This window comes from Pseudomonas sp. PS01270 (genome assembly GCF_029959775.1).
GTDB classification, from domain to species: Bacteria; Pseudomonadota; Gammaproteobacteria; order Pseudomonadales; family Pseudomonadaceae; genus Aquipseudomonas; species Aquipseudomonas atacamensis.
In genome coordinates this window covers 1-18,278 of sequence record NZ_JASCPT010000107.1, presented here as the reverse complement: position 1 = coordinate 18,278, position 18,278 = coordinate 1, and the positions used below count along the sequence as shown (strand labels likewise).

The 18,278-nt window shown below is 60.6% G+C and carries 19 protein-coding genes; 7 read left to right on the top strand and 12 right to left on the bottom strand.

What is annotated here, in order from left to right; genetic code table 11:
* Positions 1-160 precede the first annotated feature (160 nt).
* From ilvC to QMX86_RS22275, 3 genes are read right to left on the bottom strand one after another with little or no spacing between them, the layout of a single operon-like run.
* Positions 161-1,177 (bottom strand): ketol-acid reductoisomerase, encoded by a 1,017-nt coding sequence (gene ilvC, locus QMX86_RS22285; RefSeq protein WP_007909969.1) that lies wholly within the window; start codon positions 1,175-1,177, stop codon positions 161-163.
* Between the two features lie 46 nt (positions 1,178-1,223).
* Positions 1,224-1,715, bottom strand: a complete 492-nt coding sequence (gene ilvN, locus QMX86_RS22280; RefSeq protein WP_003176102.1) for an acetolactate synthase small subunit — start codon at positions 1,713-1,715, stop codon at positions 1,224-1,226.
* Between the two features lie 2 nt (positions 1,716-1,717).
* Positions 1,718-3,442 carry an acetolactate synthase 3 large subunit gene (locus tag QMX86_RS22275; protein WP_039761986.1) on the bottom strand — a complete coding sequence of 575 codons (1,725 nt, stop codon included), beginning with the start codon at positions 3,440-3,442 and terminating at the stop codon, positions 1,718-1,720.
* 399 nt (positions 3,443-3,841) lie between these two features.
* Here QMX86_RS22275 and QMX86_RS22270 point away from each other — a divergent pair, with 399 nt between their 5' ends.
* Positions 3,842-4,258: a DUF4124 domain-containing protein gene (locus QMX86_RS22270; RefSeq protein WP_273529014.1), complete on the top strand. Its 417-nt coding sequence runs from the start codon at positions 3,842-3,844 to the stop codon at positions 4,256-4,258.
* A 22-nt stretch (positions 4,259-4,280) separates the two neighbouring features.
* On the opposite strand, the gene QMX86_RS22265 is transcribed toward QMX86_RS22270, so the two are convergent.
* From QMX86_RS22265 to mrcB, 3 genes are read right to left on the bottom strand one after another with little or no spacing between them, the layout of a single operon-like run.
* A complete protein-coding gene (locus QMX86_RS22265) occupies positions 4,281-4,616 on the bottom strand; it encodes a YqcC family protein (protein WP_073475432.1) in 336 nt (111 codons plus the stop codon).
* On the bottom strand, positions 4,616-5,365 hold the full coding sequence (locus QMX86_RS22260; RefSeq protein WP_282385674.1) for a hypothetical protein: 750 nt from the start codon (positions 5,363-5,365) through the stop codon (positions 4,616-4,618). The genes QMX86_RS22265 and QMX86_RS22260 overlap by 1 nt, the downstream gene beginning before the upstream one ends.
* Positions 5,366-5,381: 16 nt before the next feature.
* Complete coding sequence (gene mrcB, locus QMX86_RS22255) at positions 5,382-7,706, bottom strand: penicillin-binding protein 1B (protein ID WP_056790389.1); 2,325 nt, start codon at positions 7,704-7,706, stop codon at positions 5,382-5,384.
* 116 nt (positions 7,707-7,822) lie between these two features.
* Between mrcB and QMX86_RS22250 the strand changes: the two genes are divergently transcribed.
* The 4 genes from QMX86_RS22250 (at position 7,823) to QMX86_RS22235 (ending at position 11,187) form a co-directional block, all read left to right on the top strand.
* Positions 7,823-9,379, top strand: a complete 1,557-nt coding sequence (locus QMX86_RS22250; protein WP_282385678.1) for a bifunctional aminoglycoside phosphotransferase/ATP-binding protein — start codon at positions 7,823-7,825, stop codon at positions 9,377-9,379.
* A 91-nt stretch (positions 9,380-9,470) separates the two neighbouring features.
* Positions 9,471-9,815 carry a pentapeptide repeat-containing protein gene (locus tag QMX86_RS22245; protein WP_073475441.1) on the top strand — a complete coding sequence of 115 codons (345 nt, stop codon included), beginning with the start codon at positions 9,471-9,473 and terminating at the stop codon, positions 9,813-9,815.
* A gap of 289 nt (positions 9,816-10,104) precedes the next feature.
* Positions 10,105-10,377, top strand: coding sequence for a TfoX/Sxy family protein (locus tag QMX86_RS22240; protein ID WP_016773175.1), 273 nt, complete (start codon positions 10,105-10,107; stop codon positions 10,375-10,377).
* Between the two features lie 15 nt (positions 10,378-10,392).
* A complete protein-coding gene (locus QMX86_RS22235) occupies positions 10,393-11,187 on the top strand; it encodes a Crp/Fnr family transcriptional regulator (protein ID WP_071173613.1) in 795 nt (264 codons plus the stop codon).
* Between the two features lie 233 nt (positions 11,188-11,420).
* Here the strand turns inward: QMX86_RS22235 and QMX86_RS22230 are convergent, their stop codons facing one another.
* The 4 genes from QMX86_RS22230 to QMX86_RS22215 are packed head-to-tail and all read right to left on the bottom strand — an operon-like array spanning position 11,421 to position 14,962.
* The gene (locus tag QMX86_RS22230) at positions 11,421-12,269 is read right to left on the bottom strand and encodes a ChaN family lipoprotein (protein ID WP_071173614.1); all 849 of its coding nucleotides are present in this window, start codon (positions 12,267-12,269) and stop codon (positions 11,421-11,423) included.
* A 19-nt stretch (positions 12,270-12,288) separates the two neighbouring features.
* Positions 12,289-13,056, bottom strand: a complete 768-nt coding sequence (locus tag QMX86_RS22225; RefSeq protein ID WP_071173615.1) for a heme ABC transporter ATP-binding protein — start codon at positions 13,054-13,056, stop codon at positions 12,289-12,291.
* Positions 13,056-14,039, bottom strand: a complete 984-nt coding sequence (locus tag QMX86_RS22220) for an iron ABC transporter permease (RefSeq protein WP_163032956.1) — start codon at positions 14,037-14,039, stop codon at positions 13,056-13,058. Before QMX86_RS22220 ends, QMX86_RS22225 begins: the two co-directional genes overlap by 1 nt.
* Positions 14,040-14,089: 50 nt before the next feature.
* Positions 14,090-14,962: an ABC transporter substrate-binding protein gene (locus tag QMX86_RS22215; protein WP_282385688.1), complete on the bottom strand. Its 873-nt coding sequence runs from the start codon at positions 14,960-14,962 to the stop codon at positions 14,090-14,092.
* Positions 14,963-15,126: 164 nt separating this feature from the next.
* Here QMX86_RS22215 and QMX86_RS22210 point away from each other — a divergent pair, with 164 nt between their 5' ends.
* Entirely contained in the window at positions 15,127-15,444 is a 318-nt protein-coding gene (locus QMX86_RS22210) for a Rieske (2Fe-2S) protein (RefSeq protein ID WP_071173618.1), read from the top strand.
* On the opposite strand, the gene sfsA is transcribed toward QMX86_RS22210, so the two are convergent.
* Together sfsA and QMX86_RS22200 are read right to left on the bottom strand one after the other, a co-directional pair.
* Positions 15,441-16,154, bottom strand: a complete 714-nt coding sequence (gene sfsA / locus QMX86_RS22205; RefSeq protein WP_282385690.1) for a DNA/RNA nuclease SfsA — start codon at positions 16,152-16,154, stop codon at positions 15,441-15,443. The two genes, QMX86_RS22210 and sfsA, sit on opposite strands and share 4 nt — an antisense overlap.
* Positions 16,154-17,323 carry a pyridoxal phosphate-dependent aminotransferase gene (locus QMX86_RS22200; protein ID WP_282385692.1) on the bottom strand — a complete coding sequence of 390 codons (1,170 nt, stop codon included), beginning with the start codon at positions 17,321-17,323 and terminating at the stop codon, positions 16,154-16,156. The genes sfsA and QMX86_RS22200 overlap by 1 nt, the downstream gene beginning before the upstream one ends.
* Before the next feature lie 332 nt (positions 17,324-17,655).
* Between QMX86_RS22200 and dksA the strand changes: the two genes are divergently transcribed.
* The gene (gene dksA, locus QMX86_RS22195) at positions 17,656-18,099 is read left to right on the top strand and encodes an RNA polymerase-binding protein DksA (protein WP_073475455.1); all 444 of its coding nucleotides are present in this window, start codon (positions 17,656-17,658) and stop codon (positions 18,097-18,099) included.
* The last annotated feature ends 179 nt before the right edge of the window (positions 18,100-18,278 follow it).

Genomic DNA, 18,278 nt, shown 5'->3' with positions numbered 1-18,278 from the left:
GGAAACAGGCTGGTCTGGCTGCGGGACTGTCCCTGGATGTAGGCCATAACGAAAAATGCTCCGTATCTTTCGATACGGAGCATTTTCTTTGAGCGCTGCGCAGATTGCTAGGTTTTCACACAGTCTGCTAGGCCGCGTTTTTCGTACAAGGGACGACGACTCAGTTCTTGGCTTTGTCGACGATCTTGTTGGCACCGATCCACGGCATCATGGAGCGCAGTTGCTCGCCGATGACTTCGATACCGTGAGCGGCGTTGTTACGACGCTTGGCGGTCATCGAAGGGTAGCCGGTTGCGCCTTCGCTGATGAACATTTTGGCGTATTCGCCGTCCTGAATACGTTTCAGGGCGTTGCGCATGGCCTGACGGGATTCGGCGTTGATCACTTCCGGGCCAGTCACGTACTCACCGTACTCGGCGTTGTTGGAGATCGAGTAGTTCATGTTGGCGATACCGCCTTCGTACATGAGGTCAACGATCAGCTTCAGTTCGTGCAGGCACTCGAAGTAGGCCATTTCCGGCGCGTAGCCAGCTTCAACCAGAGTTTCGAAACCGGCTTTCACCAGTTCAACGGTACCGCCACACAGAACGGCTTGTTCGCCGAACAGGTCGGTTTCGGTCTCGTCCTTGAAGGTGGTTTCGATGATGCCGGTACGACCGCCACCGACGCCAGCAGCGTAGGACAGTGCGACGTTCTTGGCGTTGCCCGAGGCGTCCTGGTAGATCGCGATCAGGTCAGGGATACCGCCGCCTTTGACGAACTCGGAACGCACGGTGTGGCCCGGAGCTTTCGGCGCGATCATGATCACGTCGAGGTCGGCACGCGGAACAACCTGGTTGTAGTGAATCGCGAAGCCGTGGGAGAAGGCCAGAGTGGCGCCTTTCTTGATGTTCGGCTCGATTTCGTTCTTGTACAGCGAGGACTGGAACTCGTCCGGGGTCAGGATCATGACCAGGTCGGCAGCGGCAACAGCGGAAGCCACGTCGGTCACTTTCAGGCCGTGAGCTTCGGCTTTGGCAACGGTGGCCGAACCTTTACGCAGACCGACGGTAACGTCGACACCGGAGTCTTTCAGGTTGCACGCTTGAGCGTGGCCCTGGGAGCCGTAACCGATGATGGCAACTTTCTTGCCCTGGATGATCGACAGGTCGCAGTCTTTATCGTAGAAAACTTTCATGAATTTCCCCTTATATCCGGCCGTTCAGGCCATGCGCTAATTTGGTTTAGATGCTGAGTACTTTGTCGCCGCGAGCAATGCCGGTCACGCCGCTACGGACGGTTTCCAGAATCGATGCGGTGCCGATGGACTGAATGAAGCTGTCGAGCTTGTCGCTGGTACCGGTCAATTGAACGGTATACACGCTGGCGCTGACATCCACGATCTGCCCACGGTAGATATCGGTGGTGCGTTTGATCTCGGCGCGCTGGGCGCCAGTGGCCTTGACCTTGACCAGCATCAGTTCACGCTCGATGTGAGCGCTTTCCGACAGGTCCACCAGCTTGACCACTTCGATCAGCTTGTTCAGGTTTTTGGTGATCTGCTCGATCACTTCATCGTGGCCCACGGTGGTCAGCGTCAGACGCGACAGGGTCGGGTCTTCGGTCGGGGCCACGGTCAGGCTTTCGATGTTGTAGTTGCGCTGCGAGAACAGGCCGACTACGCGAGACAGAGCACCGGGTTCGTTTTCCAGAAGCAGGGAAATAATGTGCCGCATGATTAAGTACGCTCCGTCTTGCTGAGCCACATATCGCGCATGGAGCCGTCTTTGATCTGCATCGGGTAGACGTGCTCGCTGGTGTCGACCGCAACGTCGATGATCACCAGGCGATCCTTCATGGCAAACGCTTCGGCCATCTTCGACTTCAAATCTTTCGATTCGGTGATGCGTACGCCAACGTGGCCGTAGGCTTCAGCCAGCTTGATGAAGTCGGGCAGCGATTCCATGTAGGAGTGCGAGTGACGGCTGCCGTAACTCATGTCCTGCCACTGGCGAACCATGCCCAGCACACCGTTGTTGAGGATGACGATCTTCACCGGCAAGCCGTATTGCAGGCAGGTCGACAGCTCCTGGATATTCATCTGGATACTGCCTTCGCCGGTGACGCAGGCAACGTCATCGTCCGGGAAGCTCAGTTTGATGCCCATCGCGGCTGGCAGACCGAAGCCCATCGTGCCCAGACCACCGGAGTTGATCCAGCGGTTCGGCTTGTTGAACGTGTAGTACTGCGCGGCAAACATCTGGTGCTGACCGACGTCGGAGGTCACAAAGGCGTCGCCCTTGGTCACTTCGCAGAGGGTTTCGATCACGGTCTGCGGCTTGATCTTGCTGCCGTCGCCCTTTTCATAAGGGAACAGGCCGCGATCACCGCGCCATTCATCGACCTGCTTCCACCAACTGGCTACGGACTCCTTGTTCGGGGTCTCGCCGATTTCCTTGAGAATCGCGACCATTTCGGTCAGGACGCTCTCGACCGGACCCACGATTGGCACGTCGGCCTTGATGGTCTTGGAAATCGACGCCGGGTCGATGTCGATGTGGATGATCTTGGCGTTCGGGCAGAATTTCGCCGGGCCGTTGATCACCCGATCGTCGAAGCGTGCGCCCACTGCGAGGATCACGTCGGCGTGGTGCATCGCCAGGTTCGCGGTGTAGCTGCCGTGCATACCCAGCATGCCGATGAACTGACGGTCAGTGCCAGGGAATGCGCCCAGACCCATCAAGGTGTTGGTCACCGGCAGGTTGAGCATTTTTGCCAGTTCGGTCAGTTGCGCGGAGCCATTGCCGAGAATCACGCCGCCGCCGGAGTACAGCACCGGGCGCTTGGCCGCCAACAACATTTCTGCTGCTTTGCGGATCTGCCCGGAGTGACCGCGAACGGCCGGGCTGTAGGAGCGCAGCTTGGCTTTTTTCGGAAAAACGTATTCGAACTTTTCGGCCGGGTTGGTCATGTCTTTCGGGATGTCGACCACGACCGGGCCCGGACGACCGGATTGCGCCAGGTAGAAGGCCTTCTTCATGACTTCCGGGATTTCCGAAGCGTGCTTGATCATGAAGCTGTGCTTCACGATCGGCCGGGAGATACCGATCATGTCGGTTTCCTGGAACGCGTCGGTGCCGACCATGGTGCTTGGCACCTGACCGGAAATGATCACCATCGGAATCGAGTCCATGTAGGCGGTGGCGATACCGGTGATGGCGTTTGTGGCGCCTGGACCGGAAGTCACCAATACCACGCCGGCTTTACCGGTGGCACGGGCGTAGCCGTCAGCCATATGGGTCGCCGCTTGTTCGTGACGAACCAGGATGTGGGTCACTTCCGGTTCTTTGAACAGGGCATCGTAAACATGCAGGAGAGCACCACCCGGGTACCCGTAGATATATTTGACGCCTTCGTCACGCAAAAAGCGGACGAGCATCTCACCGCCAGATAAAAGCTCCACGTTGTTCACCTCTAAAACGCCAGAATACCGTCCACAAAAAAGGGGCGGGTCTTAATAGGTTTACTTCTCGGCAGAGCATGAGCGACGGTGGTCGCCGACTACGTCAGCACTGACTGAGCAAGTATTGGGATCGTCCCAAGTGTTGCGGGCCTTTCCCACCCAGCGCGAGGTAACGCGTTGCGGGTGTAACAGGTCGGCGCGGATGTGCGCCTCATGATCTACCGAGTGGGTCTGCTTCTGGCAGTCCCTCTACAGCGGACTTTGGATTCTTCTGTTTCGCCCTCTGCAAGTCAAGTCGTCTGTGTGGTTAATTGTGGGTAAGCACATGAGAACGCAAGAAAAAACCTGAAAAGCGCTACTCTGTTAGCGTCAATTGCGCATTTTTGCCAAGGAATCAGCATGCGAACGCTCCTCCTCACTCTGCTGATCGGCCTCAGCCCATGGTGCTCGGCCGCTCAAATCTACAAATGGGTCGATGCCCAAGGCGTCACGCATTTCGATGCGCAGCCTCCGCAGGGCCAACCGGCGACGACCGTACAGACACCCTCCTCACCCGCGCCGAAAGCTGCGCCGATGCCGGGCGGCGGCGTACTTGGCGATCAGAAAGCCATTGATGCCAAGGTGAAGAAACAGGTCGCCGAGCAGCAGGCGCAGCTCAAGGCATTTTGCGAGCAGGCACGCAGGAACCTGGCGCAACTGCAGAACAATCCGCGCTTGCGTGAGGAGGTTGAGGGGGATTTGCGCAGGCTCGACGATACACAGCGTCAGGAACGCATCGTCGAAGCGAAGAAGCAGATTGCCGAGAACTGCCAGTAGGCCTGGCAGTTTCCAGTTTAGTTCAGCGGGACGCAGTGATCAGCAGGTCGAACTCTTTGAGCAGCACCTGCAACTGCCGATCCTTGCCGCCAAGGTTGCGCTGGGCGAAGACCATTTCCGCCATTTCCTGAATGCCCGAGGCATTCGGCAGCGGCAGATCCTGCTCAAGGATCATCTTCATGCGCGGCAGGAAGATCCATTGCAGCCATTGCTCGAAGTCCAGCGTGTCGACCGAAAACGGCTCGACACTGCTCAGCGCTTCGGCGGACGGCTGAACTTCATCCCACCAACCCTGGGTGCGCAGCTCGCGTTCGATCAGCAACAGCTGATCGGCGATTTTCGGGAAGCGCACATCCATCACAGGGAAACCTTGGCCTTCTGACGGGCCAGTGCGGCGCCGGCGGAATCGCCTTGTTTCTCACGAGACTGAGCGATGATTTCCCACAGGCTGGCTTGCAGATCCGGACGACCGTTGGCCATGGTCAGCGCACGACGGGCAAATTGCTCGGCTTGCGGCGCATCGCCTTGGGCCATACGTACTTGCGCCAAACGGTAAAGCACTTGTGGCTCACGGGGGGCGACACGTTGCGCGCGCTCCAGGCTGGAAGAAGCGCCGTTGAGGTCGCCGCCGGCCTGTTGCTGTTGCGCGGTGGTCAGCAAGGCGAGGACCGGACCGTCCAGTTGCTCATCCGCCGACAGTCCACCACCGCTGCTGGCCGAAGGAATGCCACTTGGCGTCGACGGCATGCTGTAGCTGCCGGAGTTGATCGGCGCCGACTCAACCGCCGATGGGTTATACGGCCCCGACGTGATACCGCCGGATGCCGGACCCGGGACGATCGGTGAAGAGCTGATCGGTGTCGACACCGCCGCACCGCCGCCCGGCACCATCACCACCACGCCGGTATCCCCTTGCGGAATCGCCTGAGTCTGGCCCTGCACCGGGCGCTTGACGGTGGTCTGGCGGAAACCGCCATTGGCGCCGATGCGTTCGCTGTTGGACACGGCCGTGCCCGAATCCACCACGGGAATCGAACCACGCTGTACGGTGGAGCAGCCGCTGAGCAAAGCCACGGCGGTCACCGCTGGAATCAACCACTTTTTCACTTGAAACCCTCTTTGCTTAATTCATCCAGCCCTTGACCCAGTCCATCACCGATTCCGGCGAGGCAGGTGTTTCGCTTGCACACGCGGCGCCGGGTGGCGGCTCGCTGCCGCGAATATACGGCATCTGTACCGCGCCGGGGCAGTTGGCATCCGAACCCTGGCCGGTGCGCGAATCGACCCAGGCCTGCACGACGTTGTCCGGCTGCGGCATGTCCAGCGGCAGCGGATCGGCCTTGCGCATGAAACTGGTCCAGACCTGCAGCGCACCGGTGGCCCCGGTGAACGGCGTCTTGCCGTTGTCGTCGCGGCCGAGCCAGACCACCGCCAGCAGATCCTGACTGAAACCGGCAAACCAGCTGTCGCGCGAATCGTTACTGGTACCGGTCTTGCCCGCCAGGGTCAGGGTCTTGGGCAGCACGTTATAAACCGAACTGCCGGTACCTTCACGCATCACCCGCTGCATGGCGTTCTGGATCAGGTAAATCGAGGCCGGGTCGAAACGCTGCTCGATCTGGAACGGATAACGCTTGAGCGGCTCGCCCTCGGCGGTCAGCACGCTGCGAATGCCGCGCATCGGCGTATTGAAACCACCGTTGGCCAGCGTCTGGTACATGGTCGCCACTTCGATCGGCGTCATACCGCCAGCACCGAGCAGCATCGACGGGAACGCCGGGAATTCACGAGTAACGCCGAGGCGACCCACGGTCTTGAGCACATTCGGCACGCCGACTTCCAGGCCCAGACGCGAGGTCGACAGGTTGTAGGAATGCGCCAGGCCCTGATAGAGGAACACCGTACCGTGGGAGCGGCGATCGTAGTTCTGCGGCTTCCACACCTGACCGTTGGCGCCTTTGACCGACAGCGGATCGTCCGACAGCCAACTGGTCAGCGTGTACTGGCTCGGTTTCTCAAGCGCGGTCAGATACACCGCCGGTTTGATCAGCGAGCCGATCGGGCGTACCGCATCGAGTGCGCGGTTGAAACCGGCGTAACTGGCCTGACGGCTGCCGATCATCGCCTGGACTTCACCGGTTTCCGGGTTGGTCACGACCATCGCCGCTTCGACGTCATCCGAGCCCTTGCGCCCGGCCAGACGCTTGAACGTGTCGTTGACCGAGGCTTCGGCTTTCATCTGCAGAATCGGGTCGAAACTGGTGAAGATGCGCAGACCTTCTTCGGTCAAGTCTTCGTCGCGGTAGTCTTCGCGCAACTGACGTTTGACCAGGTCGATAAAGCCCGGGAACGAGCTGTCGGCGAGCTTGCCGCGAGTCGTCACACCGAGCGGCATTTTCTTCGCCGCTTCGACCTGTTCGGGGGTTGCCACGCCTTGCTGCGCCAGCACGTCGAGGACCAGATTGCGCCGCTCCAGCGCGCGCTCCGGGTTGCGACGCGGGTTGTAGTAGGACGGCCCCTTGACCATGCCGACCAGCAACGCCACTTGATGCAGTTTCAGTTCGGACAAAGGCTGGCCGAAGAAGAACTGGCTGGCCAGACCGAAACCGTGCACCGCGCGCTGACCGTCCTGGCCGACAAAGACTTCGTTGAGGTAGGCCTCAAGAATTTCCTTCTTGTCGTAATGCAGTTCGAGCAGCAACGCCATCATCGCTTCGGTGAGCTTGCGGGTCAGGCTGCGTTCGCTAGTCAGGTAGAAGTTTTTCACCAACTGCTGGGTCAGCGTACTGCCGCCCTGGGTCATCTTGCCGCCGGAGGTGTTGATCCACACGGCGCGGGCGATCGATTTCGGCGACACGCCCCAGTGGCTGTAGAAGTCGCGGTCTTCCACAGCGATCAAGGTTTCGAGCAGGTACGGCGGCACCTGATCGAGTTTGATCAGGATGCGGTCTTCAAGATTTTTCGGGTAAATGCCGCCGATCATCAGCGGCTCGAGGCGCACCACCGACAGTTTCGAACCGTTGGTCGAGGACAGTTCGGCGACGTAGTCGCCGGAGAAGCGCACACGCACTGGCTGCGGCTTTTCCAGACCTTCATAGAACTGGAAGCCACGGGTGTTCAGGTCAACCGTATTGCCGCTGACGGCTGCGGCGCCGGGGCCATTGCTCACGGCTTCGCGGCGATAGCCGAGGGCATCGAGTTCGGTGAGGAAATCGTCCTTGCTGAGCTTCTGTCCGACGAACAGCTCGAGCGGGCGCGCGTACACCTTGGCCGGAATGGTCCAGCGCTTGCCGGAGAACTTCTCCTGCACCACGGCATCGAGGTAAACGGCGAAGCCGGCCAGCACTACAAGGCCGACCAGGCTGAGTTTAATGGCCCAGCTCAACCATGGGCTGAGGCCCTTGGCTGGTGGTTTTTTCTTGGTACGGGGGGATCGGGATCGAGTCATGGCGGCGGATTATACGCACTTTATCGATCCTCAACAGGCACGCGCAGAGGTTTGCGTCAGGCGGGCAAGCAGCCATAATGGCCGCCTCGAATTCCCCCGCCTCTGAAGGATCGCCCGTGAGCCAGTCCCTGATCGCTGCCCTGCAAAACCCGGCCCTCTACCCGCATCCCGTCGAAGGGTTTCAGGTCATCGAAACCCACATCTCGTGGGTGATTCTCACCGGGCCCTTTGCCTATAAAGTGAAGAAGCCGGTGAATTTCGGCTTCCTCGACTTCACCAGCCTCGACGCACGTGCGCATTTCTGCGCTGAAGAGCTGCGTCTGAACCAGCGTCTGACCGCTGATTTGTATCTGGACGTGTTGCCAATCACCGGCAGCGTCGAGGCACCGCAATTGGGCGGCGACGGCCCGGCTATCGAATACGTGCTGAAAATGCGCCAGTTCCCCCAGAGCGGGCTGCTCAGCACCCTGCAAGCCAATGGCGAACTGACCACTCAGCACATCGATGCGTTGGCCGAACAGATCGCCCATTTCCACCTCAACGCGCCGAAGGTCCCGGCCGAACACGACGCCGGCACGCCGGACAGCGTGATGGCGCCGGTCGCGCAAAACTTCGAGCAGATCCTGCCGTTCCTCAGCGACAAAAACGATTTGCTGCAACTCGATGCCCTGAAAGCCTGGGCCGAAAGCAGCTTCGAGCGCCTCAAGCCCCTGTTCGCCCAGCGCAAGTCACAAGGTTTCACCCGTGAATGCCACGGCGACATCCATTTGGGCAACGCCACGGTCATCGACGGCAATGTGGTGATCTTCGACTGCATCGAGTTCAACGAGCCATTCCGTTTCACTGATGTCTGGGCCGACACCGGTTTCCTCGCCATGGACCTGGAAGACCGTGGCCTGAAGTCACTGGCACGTCGCCTCGTCAGCCAGTATCTGGAACTGACTGGCGACTATCAGGGCCTGGAAGTGCTGAACTTCTATAAAGCCTACCGCGCGCTGGTGCGGGCCAAGGTGGCATTGTTCAGCATGCCGGCCGACGCGACTGCGGTGCAGCGCGCCACCACCCTGCGCCAGTACCGCAACTACGCCAACCTGGCGGAAAGCTACAGCACCATTCCTTCGCGCTTCATGGCCATTACCCACGGTGTTTCCGCTGTCGGCAAGAGCCATGTGGCCATGCGCCTGGTCGAAGCGCTGGGCGCGATTCGCCTGCGTTCCGATGTCGAGCGCAAGCGCCTGTTCGGTGAGCAGACCGTTGCCAACGATGTGCAGGCGGGCATTTACAGCGCCGATGCCAGCACCGCGACCTACGCGCGCCTGCATGAAATCGCCGAGGTGATCCTGCACGCCGGCTTCCCGGTAGTGATCGACGCGACTTACCTCAAGCGTGAGCAGCGCGACAACGCGGCGAAGATTGCCGAAGCCACCGGCACGCCGTTCCTGATCCTCGACTGCAACGCACCGCAAGCCGTGATCGAGAGCTGGCTGGCGATGCGCCAGGCCGACCAGAAGGATCCGTCCGACGCCACCCTCGCCGTGATCGAAGCGCAGCAGGCCAACCGCGAAGCGCTGACGGCGGAAGAAATCCTGCGCAGCAAACGCGTGCAGACCAATGAATCCGGCACGCTGGACACCGTGGTCGCGCAGATCCGTCAGCGCCTGCCGGGTCTGTAAAAAACTATTTCGGCCGTGAAGCCCTCGCTCGCTTCACGGCCGGCAAATAGTGGCACTATACTGGCGTCATAAAACCAACAGGTGATCTGACATGAGCCAGCCTAAACTGCTCGACACTCCGCTTTACGCCCTGCTGCACAAAGATGACGTCGCAGGCTTCAACAAGGAACGCCCACTGGATGGTCCGATCGACATGGTCGGCGGCGATTTCCGGGGCCTCGACCTGCGCGAGCTGAACGCCGACGGCGTGGATTTCCGCGATGCGTACTTCCGCTCCGCCGATTTGCGCGGCATCGACTTCCGCAAGGCTTCGCTCGAAGGCGCCAGCCTGGCCCATGCGCAGATTTCCGGGGCGTACTTTCCGCCGGAGCTGAGTGCTGACGAGATTCTGATGTCGATGAATTTCGGCACGCGGCTGCGCTATCGCACCCGCTGAAACCTGGAAATCTTCCTGACACCACGCCTTTCCCCTGTGGGAGCGAGCCTGCTCGCGAAGGCGTAGTGTCAGCTGATATCGATTGTGTCTGATACGCCCTCTTCGCGAGCAGGCTCGCTTGTACATTATTAACTGCCTAACTCGCTTCCCTCTGCGCTCCCAGGTCTTTCACTCCCCTTTCTTAGAAGCTTTTGCGTCGATTCCGACCAAACAACCACGCTTTTCCTACTGATGGCTACACTGCTGAGAAGCTCGCCCACGCACCATTCGGCCGTCGCAAGGAGGCTTGATGAATGATGAACTGCAACACCTGAAAAATCTTGGCAAGACATCGGCGCAATGGCTGCATGCCGTGGGCATCCACAGCGCCTCGGACTTGCGTCGCCTCGGTGCAGTGGATGCCTACCGGGCCGTGCGTACTCGGGGGTTTCGCGCATCGAAGGTGTTGTTGTATGCGATCGAAGGCGCGTTGATGGACGTGCACTGGAACGACATCCCCGCCGAGCGCAAGGACGCCTTGAACAAACAGCTCGAAGCCATTTCCGCGCGCCACAAGAACTGAACAGGCGCTGACGCCATGTATTTACTGGGGGAACAATCGGCCCACGCCGACGCATTGATCAATCGCTTGCAGAGTATTCCTGGGCAGTGGCTGCTGGATTTGTCGCCGTGCGCGCCGGTCATCGAGCTGGAGGCAACGGACGATCTGTTTGCACAGTTGCCGGAAGATCAGTTGTTTCTGCTGAGCGAGGGCGTGGTGCATGGCTGCATCGCGGGCCGTGCGCTGTTCTACTGGCAGGAAGGTGATCTGCTCGGCCTGCAACGTGGCGAGCAATGGAGCGACTGTCGCATTTGCAGCGACAGCGCTGTGCGCCTGGTGCCCTATGGGCGCGCTGAGGTTTTGCAGCATCTGTATGCCGACCCTGATCGATCGGAGCAGTTGCTGAGCTATCTGCTCGGGCAAATGGCGCTGCTCGCCCATGCCGTGGCCGAGCTGAAACCTCGGGAGTTTCGTAGCACCAACGGCTTCAAACGCGTTGAGGCGGGCGCCGTGCTGATTCAACAGGGCGATGCAGCGGATCATGTCTTTGTGATTATTGACGGGCATGCCGAGGCGTTCCTCGACGGGCACAAGGTAGGCGACGTGGCCAAGGACGAGATTTTCGGCGCCATGGCGTTGTTTACCGGCGAGCCGCGCAACGCCACGGTAGTGACGTCCGAGCCGAGCACGGTGATGTTGATTCCTGGTGATCAGTTTTTGAGCATGACTCGCAGCAATCCGAAGATCGCGCACAGCCTGATTGAGGGGATGGCTCGACGCATCGGCCAGTTGAATCGCCAGATCACGCAGTTGACGACGCAGCGCACCTAGCGCAAAGCCCTTTATTCACAGGGCCTCACCACCGCTCGCAAAACTAAATTACAGATTTGCAAAATCAGCGGTTGACGCGGTAATGAGAATCGCTATGATTATCACAACTGGTCGCGAGATCAGTCGATATTCTGAAAAGCCCTTGGTTCGGACTCTCAGATTATCTCCTCATCAGGCTAATCACGGTTATTTGACCCGGTTTTTTACCGGGTCTTTTTTTGCCTGTGGAAAAGTCATTTAGCGAATTGCTGGCGCATCTGCTCGCAGTAATCCGGCTTCGGCGTGGCAGGCGTGTACCAGACGTAATCGGCCATCGCCGCCGATACCGCAGCGCCCTGCTCGGCCAGCATCAATACGATCGGCGCCTTGCCAGCGCCGAGATCCGACAGATGCAGCGGCACGCCGACGTCCTTGCGCGCATGCCAGGCACCGGCCAGCAGAATCGAAGGCATCGGCGCCGCCAGCATGCGTTCGGCCATGCGTCGATCACGCTGTTGCTGAATCGCCAGCATTGCTGGCATCTGTGATTCGGGCAGCAAGCCGCAGTGGGATTCACTGATTTGCCCAAGCAAAGTTTTTTTAACCGACAGCGAATTGCTGCGCGGACCGTTCAGAGCAGGTGGATTGCGGTAGAACGCGCGGATTTCGCTGTCATCGAGATTGGCCGCCAGCAGCGGATACGGCTGCGACAGGGCAAAGCGCACGATCGGCCCGTAAAGGTTCCAGTCCCAGCCCTCTTGCCAGGCCAATGCCGCAGGCAAATCAGCCGCGACGGACTTCGACTGGCGCAGCGCATCGACTTTCGCTTGTTGATCCGGCGTGAGCATTTCCAGCAGCAGACTGCCTTGCGCTCGCTGCTCGCCGAGCGACTGCAACAGCCACAACTGTGCGGCATGGTGATCGGCGTTGTCGTGCTGCTCACCGATGATCAAACGCTCAGGCTCAGCCAGACGCGTCAGCAATTGCTGCGCCGTAAGTACCTCGCCGCTGCGCAGATCGCGAATATCGGCGCCCACCGGCGGAGCCGCCACGTGCTGACAGCCCGCGAGCAACACCAGCGCCAACAACCACAATCCACGCATGCGACACCTCGATGATGATTCAGCGGGCGATGATCAGCGGATGCCCACGCTCCGGGTGCGGTTGCACCAAAACCTCCAGGCCGAACACTGCTTTAAGCGTATCCGGACGCAGCACCTGCTGCGGAGTATCCAGCGCAACCGGGCTTCCCTCCTCCAGCAACAGCACACGATCACAATAGCGTGCCGCCAGATTCAGATCATGCAGGATCACCAGCACCGCCGCACCGCGATCGGCGAACTCGCGCACCGCCTGCAAGGTGGTGTGCTGATGCAGCGGATCGAGCATCGACGTCGGTTCGTCGAGCAACAGGGTTTGCCCGGCCTGACCCGGCCAGAGTTGCGCCAGCACCCGCGCCAGATGCACGCGCTGACGCTCGCCACCGGACAACGCCAGATAACTGCGCCCACTCAGGTGCCCGGCGTCGGCGGCGGCCAGCGCTGCCGCGACAATCTCGTCGTCGCGCACGCGCCCGGTCTGGTACGGCAAACGGCCCATGCCGACGACCTCCTCCACGGCGAAGGCAAAATCCAGCGTCGAAACCTGCGGCAACACCGCCAGTCGTTGTGCCCGCTGCGTTCCGCTCAAGTGGCTCAAAGTCTGACCATCGAGCGAGACATTGCCGTCGCTGGCGGGCAACTCACCACACAATGCGCCAAGCAACGTGCTCTTGCCGGCGCCGTTCGGTCCCAGCACGCCAAGCACTTGACCGGGTTCGAGCCCGAGCGTAACCCCACTTAGCACAGCCTTACGGCCACGGCGGACATGCAGATTGTGCGCAGACAACATCAGGCACGCCCTCGCAGCAGCAGATAAAGGAAGAACGGCGCACCGATAAACGCGGTGACAATGCCGATCGGCAACTCCGCCGGCGCCAGCGCCAGGCGCGCCACCAGATCGGCGAGCAATAACAGGCTCGCACCCGCCAAAACCGAGGCTGGCAACAGAACTTTGTGATCGGGGCCGGCCAGCAGGCGCACCAGATGCGGCACCACCAGCCCGACAAAACCGATCATGCCCGCCGCCGCCACCGCCGCGCCGACACCCAGCGCTGTACAGAACACCAGTTCGCGCTTGAGCCGTTCGACATCGATGCCCAGATGACCGGCCTCGGATTCACCGAGCAACAAGGCATTCAATGCCTTGGCCCGACGCGGCAGCCACAGCGCCACGCCGATGGTGATGATCAGCAGAGGCCAAAGCCGCGCGTAACTGGCGCCGTTGAGGCTGCCCAGGTTCCAGAACGTCAGGGTGCGCAGCGTGGCGTCATCGGCCAGATAAGTGAACAGACCGACCGCCGAACTGGCCAGCGCCGTCAGCGCGATACCGGCCAGCAACATGGTCGCCACATGGGTCTGACCGTTGCGCCGGCCCAGCCGGTAGACCAGCGCCGTCACTCCAAGTCCGCCAAGAAACGCACACACCGACAACAGATATGGCCCGAACCACTCCGGCAGGCCGCCAAAGAACGAGCCGCCGACAATCGCAATCGCCGCGCCGAGTGCCGCGCCACTGGACACCCCGACCAGCCCTGGATCCGCCAGCGGATTACGAAACAGGCCCTGCATCGCCACCCCGGACAGCGCCAGCACGCCGCCGACCGCCAAGCCGAGCAAGGTTCGCGGCAGGCGGATCTGGCCGAGAATCAGCTCGGCCTGCTCCAGCCCTTCCGGCGCCAACGGCACGCCGATCAGACGCAGCGCCGCGCGCAGGGTATCGAACAACGGCAGGCTCACCGGCCCCAATGCCAGCGACAGCCAGATCGCCAGCAGACACAGCAATGTCAGGCCGATAAACAAGCCACGGGGTTTGACCAGTGTGGTCATTGGCCGCCCTTGGCCGGGTAGAAGCCGTCAGTCAGGGTTTGCAAAGCAGCCGGCGACCGTGGCCCGAGGCCGCCAACCAGCAGCGTCGGATCCAGCTCCATCACCCGCCCGCTCTTCGCCGCCCGGCTGGAATTGAGGATGGGGTTTTCCTTGAACAATGCCGCTTTTGCGGCCTCGCCGGTCAGCGCACGGTCGGCAAACACCAGCACTTCGGGATCAAGGCTGGCGAGGGATTCGACAGAAAACGGTTTGTAGCCGGTATGCGTCGCAAGGTTGTGCCCGCCAGCCTGTTGCAGCAACCAATCGGCGGCGGTGTCCTTGCCGGCGATCAACGGCTTGCCGCCGGCGTGCCCAAGCAACAGCAACACGCCCGGAGCTTTCTGCGTGGTCTGCACTTGGGCAACGCGCGCTTTCTGCGCCTGAAGCTGCTGTTGATAACTCTGCAGCAGCTGCGCTGCCTGGCTTTGTGCGCCGAGCAACTGGCCCAAACGAGTGACATTCTTTTCCAGCGTCGGCAGATCAGGCTGTGCCGAGAACAGCTCGACGTTCACTTTGGCGGCTTTGACTTGCGCCAGAACCGGCGGCGGCCCCATTTCTTCGGTACCGACCAGAATGTCCGGGCGCAGGCTCAAGATGCCTTCGGCCGACAGGCTGCGCTGATAACCAATACTCGGCAGCGCCTGCAACGATTGGGGATGCTGACTGGTGGTGTCGACCCCTACCAGCTTCGACTCACCACCCAACGCGCTGACCCATTCCGACAGCGCACCGCCGGCGCTGACCCAGCGTTGCGGTAAATCCGCTGCGCTCGCCTGATGGCTGAGAAAAAGGCCGACGCACAGTACGGCAACGCGGGTTTTCAGGCGCATACGCAGCTTCCTTGAACAAGGTTTCCCGGGCATCGGCGCAGCGAGCCAAGTATCCTCGACAACGGCCAGACTCCCTGTGGGAGAAGGCCGCCATTTGATAATTGTTTGCATTTGAACGTCAAGCTCGGACATATCCAGACACGAGCGGACATTTGAGGATAGCCATGAAGTTTCTCTGCGCCGGCAGCGATCTGGCCGAAGGTGGCAGTCGCGGTTTCGAAATTGAAGGCAAAAAGCTGTTTGCCGTGCGTCGTGGCGGCAAGGTGTTTGTCTACTTCAATCGCTGCCCGCATCGCGGCGTCGGGCTGGAATGGCAGCCCGACCAGTTTCTCGACCCAAGCAATAGCCTGATCCAGTGCGCTACCCACGGTGCACTGTTTCTGATCGAGGACGGCGAATGCGTCGCCGGCCCCTGCGCCGGGCAGTCGCTCACGGCAATTGAATGCCGGGAAGATACACAAGGCGTGTGGGTCGACGTTTAACCGTTTAGCCGCACGTCGAGTCGGCGGTCGATGACCATTTCTTTGTGGTCCAGGCGCACACCGTAGGCCAACACCTCAACACCGCAGGCGACCGCTTCACGCAGCGCCTCGGCGTAAGCCCAATCGATTTCCTCGGCCGGGCGCACGGCATCGATGCCGGTGAGGTTCACGCAGTACAACTGCACCGCCCGAATGCCGTCGCGCGCCAGATGCGCCAGCTCGCGCAGATGTTTGGCGCCGCGCTGGGTCACCGCATCGGGAAACGCCGCCACCGTCGTGCCGTCGAAGCCGAGGGTGACGCTTTTGACTTCGACATACGCCGGGCCGCTGGGGTATTCGAGGCGGAAGTCGATGCGGCTTTTTTCCTGTCCGTAGGCAACCTCACGCTTCAACGCGGTAAAGCCGTTCAACTCGGTAATCACCCCAGCCTGCAATGCTTCTTCGACCAATCCGTTGGCGCGTGCGGTGTTGACGCAAAACAGCCGGCCCTGCGGGGTTTCGCCAATTTCCCAAGTGCCGGGCAATTTGCGTTTCGGGTCATTGGAGCGACTGAACCAGACCTGCCCGCCCTCGACCTGGCAATTGAGCATCGAACCGGTGTTGGGGCAGTGAATGGTCAGCAATTCGCCGCTAACGGTCTCGATATCGGCGAGAAAACGCTTGTATCGGCGAATCAGCCGCGCTTCTTCCAAAGCAGGATAAAAGCGCATCAGCCTTGCCAGCTCTTCAAGCCGCGCGCGATGCGCTCAACCGCTTCCTGTAAACGTGCGAGGTTTTGTGTGTAAGCGAAGCGCACGTGATGGCTGGCCTGATAACGACCGAAATCCAGTCCCGGCGTAAAGGCAACGTGCTCGGTTTCGAGGAAATGTCGGCAGAACGCGAAGGCATCACCGCCGAAACGGCTGATATCGGCGTACAGATAAAACGCACCTTCCGGCTCAACGGCGATGTTGAAACCAAGTTCACGCAGCGCCGGCAGGAGGAAGTCGCGACGGCGCGCAAACTCGGCGCGGCGCTCTTCGAGAATCGCGATGGTGGCTGGCTCGAAACAGGCCAGCGCCGCGTATTGCGCCATGCTCGGCGCACTGATGTAGAGGTTCTGCGCGAGTTTTTCCAGCTCGCTGACCGCCGCGTCCGGCGCGACCAGCCAGCCCAGGCGCCAACCGGTCATGCCGAAATACTTGGAGAAACTGTTGAGGACAAAAGCGTTGTCATCGACTTCCAACACACTGGCGGCATCAGTGCCGTAGGTCAGGCCGTGGTAGATCTCATCCACCACCAAGTGCCCGTGCCTGGCCTTGATCGCTGTGGATAATCCGCCCAGTTCATCGCGGGTCAGCAAAGTACCCGTCGGGTTGGCCGGCGAAGCGACAAGGGCGCCGACACTGTCGTGATCCCAATGCCGCTCGACCAGATCCGGGGTCAGTTGATAACGCACCTCCGGCCCGACCGGCACCAATTGCGCCGCGCCTTCGACCAGCCGCAAGAAATGCCGATTGCACGGGTAGCCCGGGTCGGCGAGCAGCCAGTGTTTACCCGGATCGACCAACAGGGCACTGGCCAGCAACAGCGCGCCGGAGCCGCCCGGCGTGATCAGAATCCGTCGTGGGTCGATATTCAGGCCGTAACGCGATTGGTAGAAAGCGGCGATCGCCTCGCGCAGTTCGGGAATGCCACGGGCGGCGGTGTAGCGGGTCTTGCCCGCCGTCAACGCAGCTTGTCCGGCGCGAATGATCGGCTCGGCGGTGGTGAAGTCCGGCTCGCCGATTTCCAGATGGATCACGTCGTGGCCTTCGGCCTGCAATTCATTGGCCCGCGCCAGCAGCGCCATCACATGGAACGGTTCGATCGCACGACTGCGCGCACTGTAGGGGCCCATTGGAATGCCTTCGACGGAAAAAAGAGACGATTCTACCTGTCTGCCGGAACGAGCGAGAACCCGTGGAGGTCACAGCCTCAAGAACGCTGGACTGTAACGATCTGAACGTACGCTCCAGGATTGACTAAAATCAGTGATTGAACAGGTCTCCCTTCCCACAGACACGGCTTGTCAGATATCTGCAAGCGCCACCCGCCGGGGGCTCGACATCCGGGAGTAGCGCAGGCTGTTTTGATCTGGTAAGTTCGCCCGCTTGCAGCCGCAGGGCCGGCAGGTGTCGGTGATGGAGCAATCCTGCGCAATGGATTACAAGAGTAGAGGCGGTCTATTTCATGTCCACCCAAGCAAAGCAACAGCAGAAAGACACGATCAGCGGCTTCGAACCTTACGTTCAGAAGGCGGGTGAAGAGTACATGGGCGCTCCAATGCGCGCGCACTTCACCAAGATTCTGAACAAGTGGAAACTGGACTTGATGCAGGAAGTCGACCGCACGGTTGGCCACATGAAAGACGAAGCGGCCAACTTCCCTGACCCGGCCGACCGTGCCAGCCAGGAAGAAGAGTTCTCCCTCGAACTGCGCGCCCGCGACCGCGAGCGCAAGCTGATCAAGAAAATCGACAAGACCCTGCAACTGATCGAAGACGAAGAATACGGCTGGTGCGAGTCCTGCGGCATCGAGATCGGCGTCAAGCGCCTCGAAGCCCGCCCGACAGCGGATCTGTGCATCGACTGCAAGACCCTGGCGGAAATCAAGGAAAAGCAGGTCGGCAAGTAATCTCGACCTGAACGAAAAACGGAGCGTGCGAACGCTCCGTTTTTGTTTGTGCCTTTTGCCCGCGGAACCTACTTCTGCCTCTGTGGCAGCGAGCCTGCTCGCGAAAGCGTCCCTTCAGACAGCTCATTATTGCCTGACACAGCGCTTTCGCGAGCAGGCTCGCTCCCACAGGGGTAACC

Excerpts from the sequence above, each read along its gene's own strand:
- QMX86_RS22270 (WP_273529014.1), top strand. The coding sequence starts at position 3,842 with ATGCGAACGCTCCTCCTCACTCTGCTGATCGGCCTCAGCCCATGGTGC.
- ilvC (WP_007909969.1), bottom strand. The coding sequence starts at position 1,177 with ATGAAAGTTTTCTACGATAAAGACTGCGACCTGTCGATCATCCAGGGC.
- QMX86_RS22235 (WP_071173613.1), top strand. The coding sequence starts at position 10,393 with ATGTATTTACTGGGGGAACAATCGGCCCACGCCGACGCATTGATCAAT.
- mrcB (WP_056790389.1), bottom strand. The coding sequence starts at position 7,706 with ATGACTCGATCCCGATCCCCCCGTACCAAGAAAAAACCACCAGCCAAG.
- sfsA (WP_282385690.1), bottom strand. The coding sequence starts at position 16,154 with ATGCGCTTTTATCCTGCTTTGGAAGAAGCGCGGCTGATTCGCCGATAC.
- ilvN (WP_003176102.1), bottom strand. The coding sequence starts at position 1,715 with ATGCGGCACATTATTTCCCTGCTTCTGGAAAACGAACCCGGTGCTCTG.
- QMX86_RS22200 (WP_282385692.1), bottom strand. The coding sequence starts at position 17,323 with ATGGGCCCCTACAGTGCGCGCAGTCGTGCGATCGAACCGTTCCATGTG.
- QMX86_RS22265 (WP_073475432.1), bottom strand. The coding sequence starts at position 4,616 with ATGGATGTGCGCTTCCCGAAAATCGCCGATCAGCTGTTGCTGATCGAA.
- QMX86_RS22245 (WP_073475441.1), top strand. The coding sequence starts at position 9,471 with ATGAGCCAGCCTAAACTGCTCGACACTCCGCTTTACGCCCTGCTGCAC.
- QMX86_RS22230 (WP_071173614.1), bottom strand. The coding sequence starts at position 12,269 with ATGCGTGGATTGTGGTTGTTGGCGCTGGTGTTGCTCGCGGGCTGTCAG.
- dksA (WP_073475455.1), top strand. The coding sequence starts at position 17,656 with ATGTCCACCCAAGCAAAGCAACAGCAGAAAGACACGATCAGCGGCTTC.
- QMX86_RS22240 (WP_016773175.1), top strand. The coding sequence starts at position 10,105 with ATGAATGATGAACTGCAACACCTGAAAAATCTTGGCAAGACATCGGCG.
- QMX86_RS22210 (WP_071173618.1), top strand. The coding sequence starts at position 15,127 with ATGAAGTTTCTCTGCGCCGGCAGCGATCTGGCCGAAGGTGGCAGTCGC.
- QMX86_RS22225 (WP_071173615.1), bottom strand. The coding sequence starts at position 13,056 with ATGTTGTCTGCGCACAATCTGCATGTCCGCCGTGGCCGTAAGGCTGTG.
- QMX86_RS22215 (WP_282385688.1), bottom strand. The coding sequence starts at position 14,962 with ATGCGCCTGAAAACCCGCGTTGCCGTACTGTGCGTCGGCCTTTTTCTC.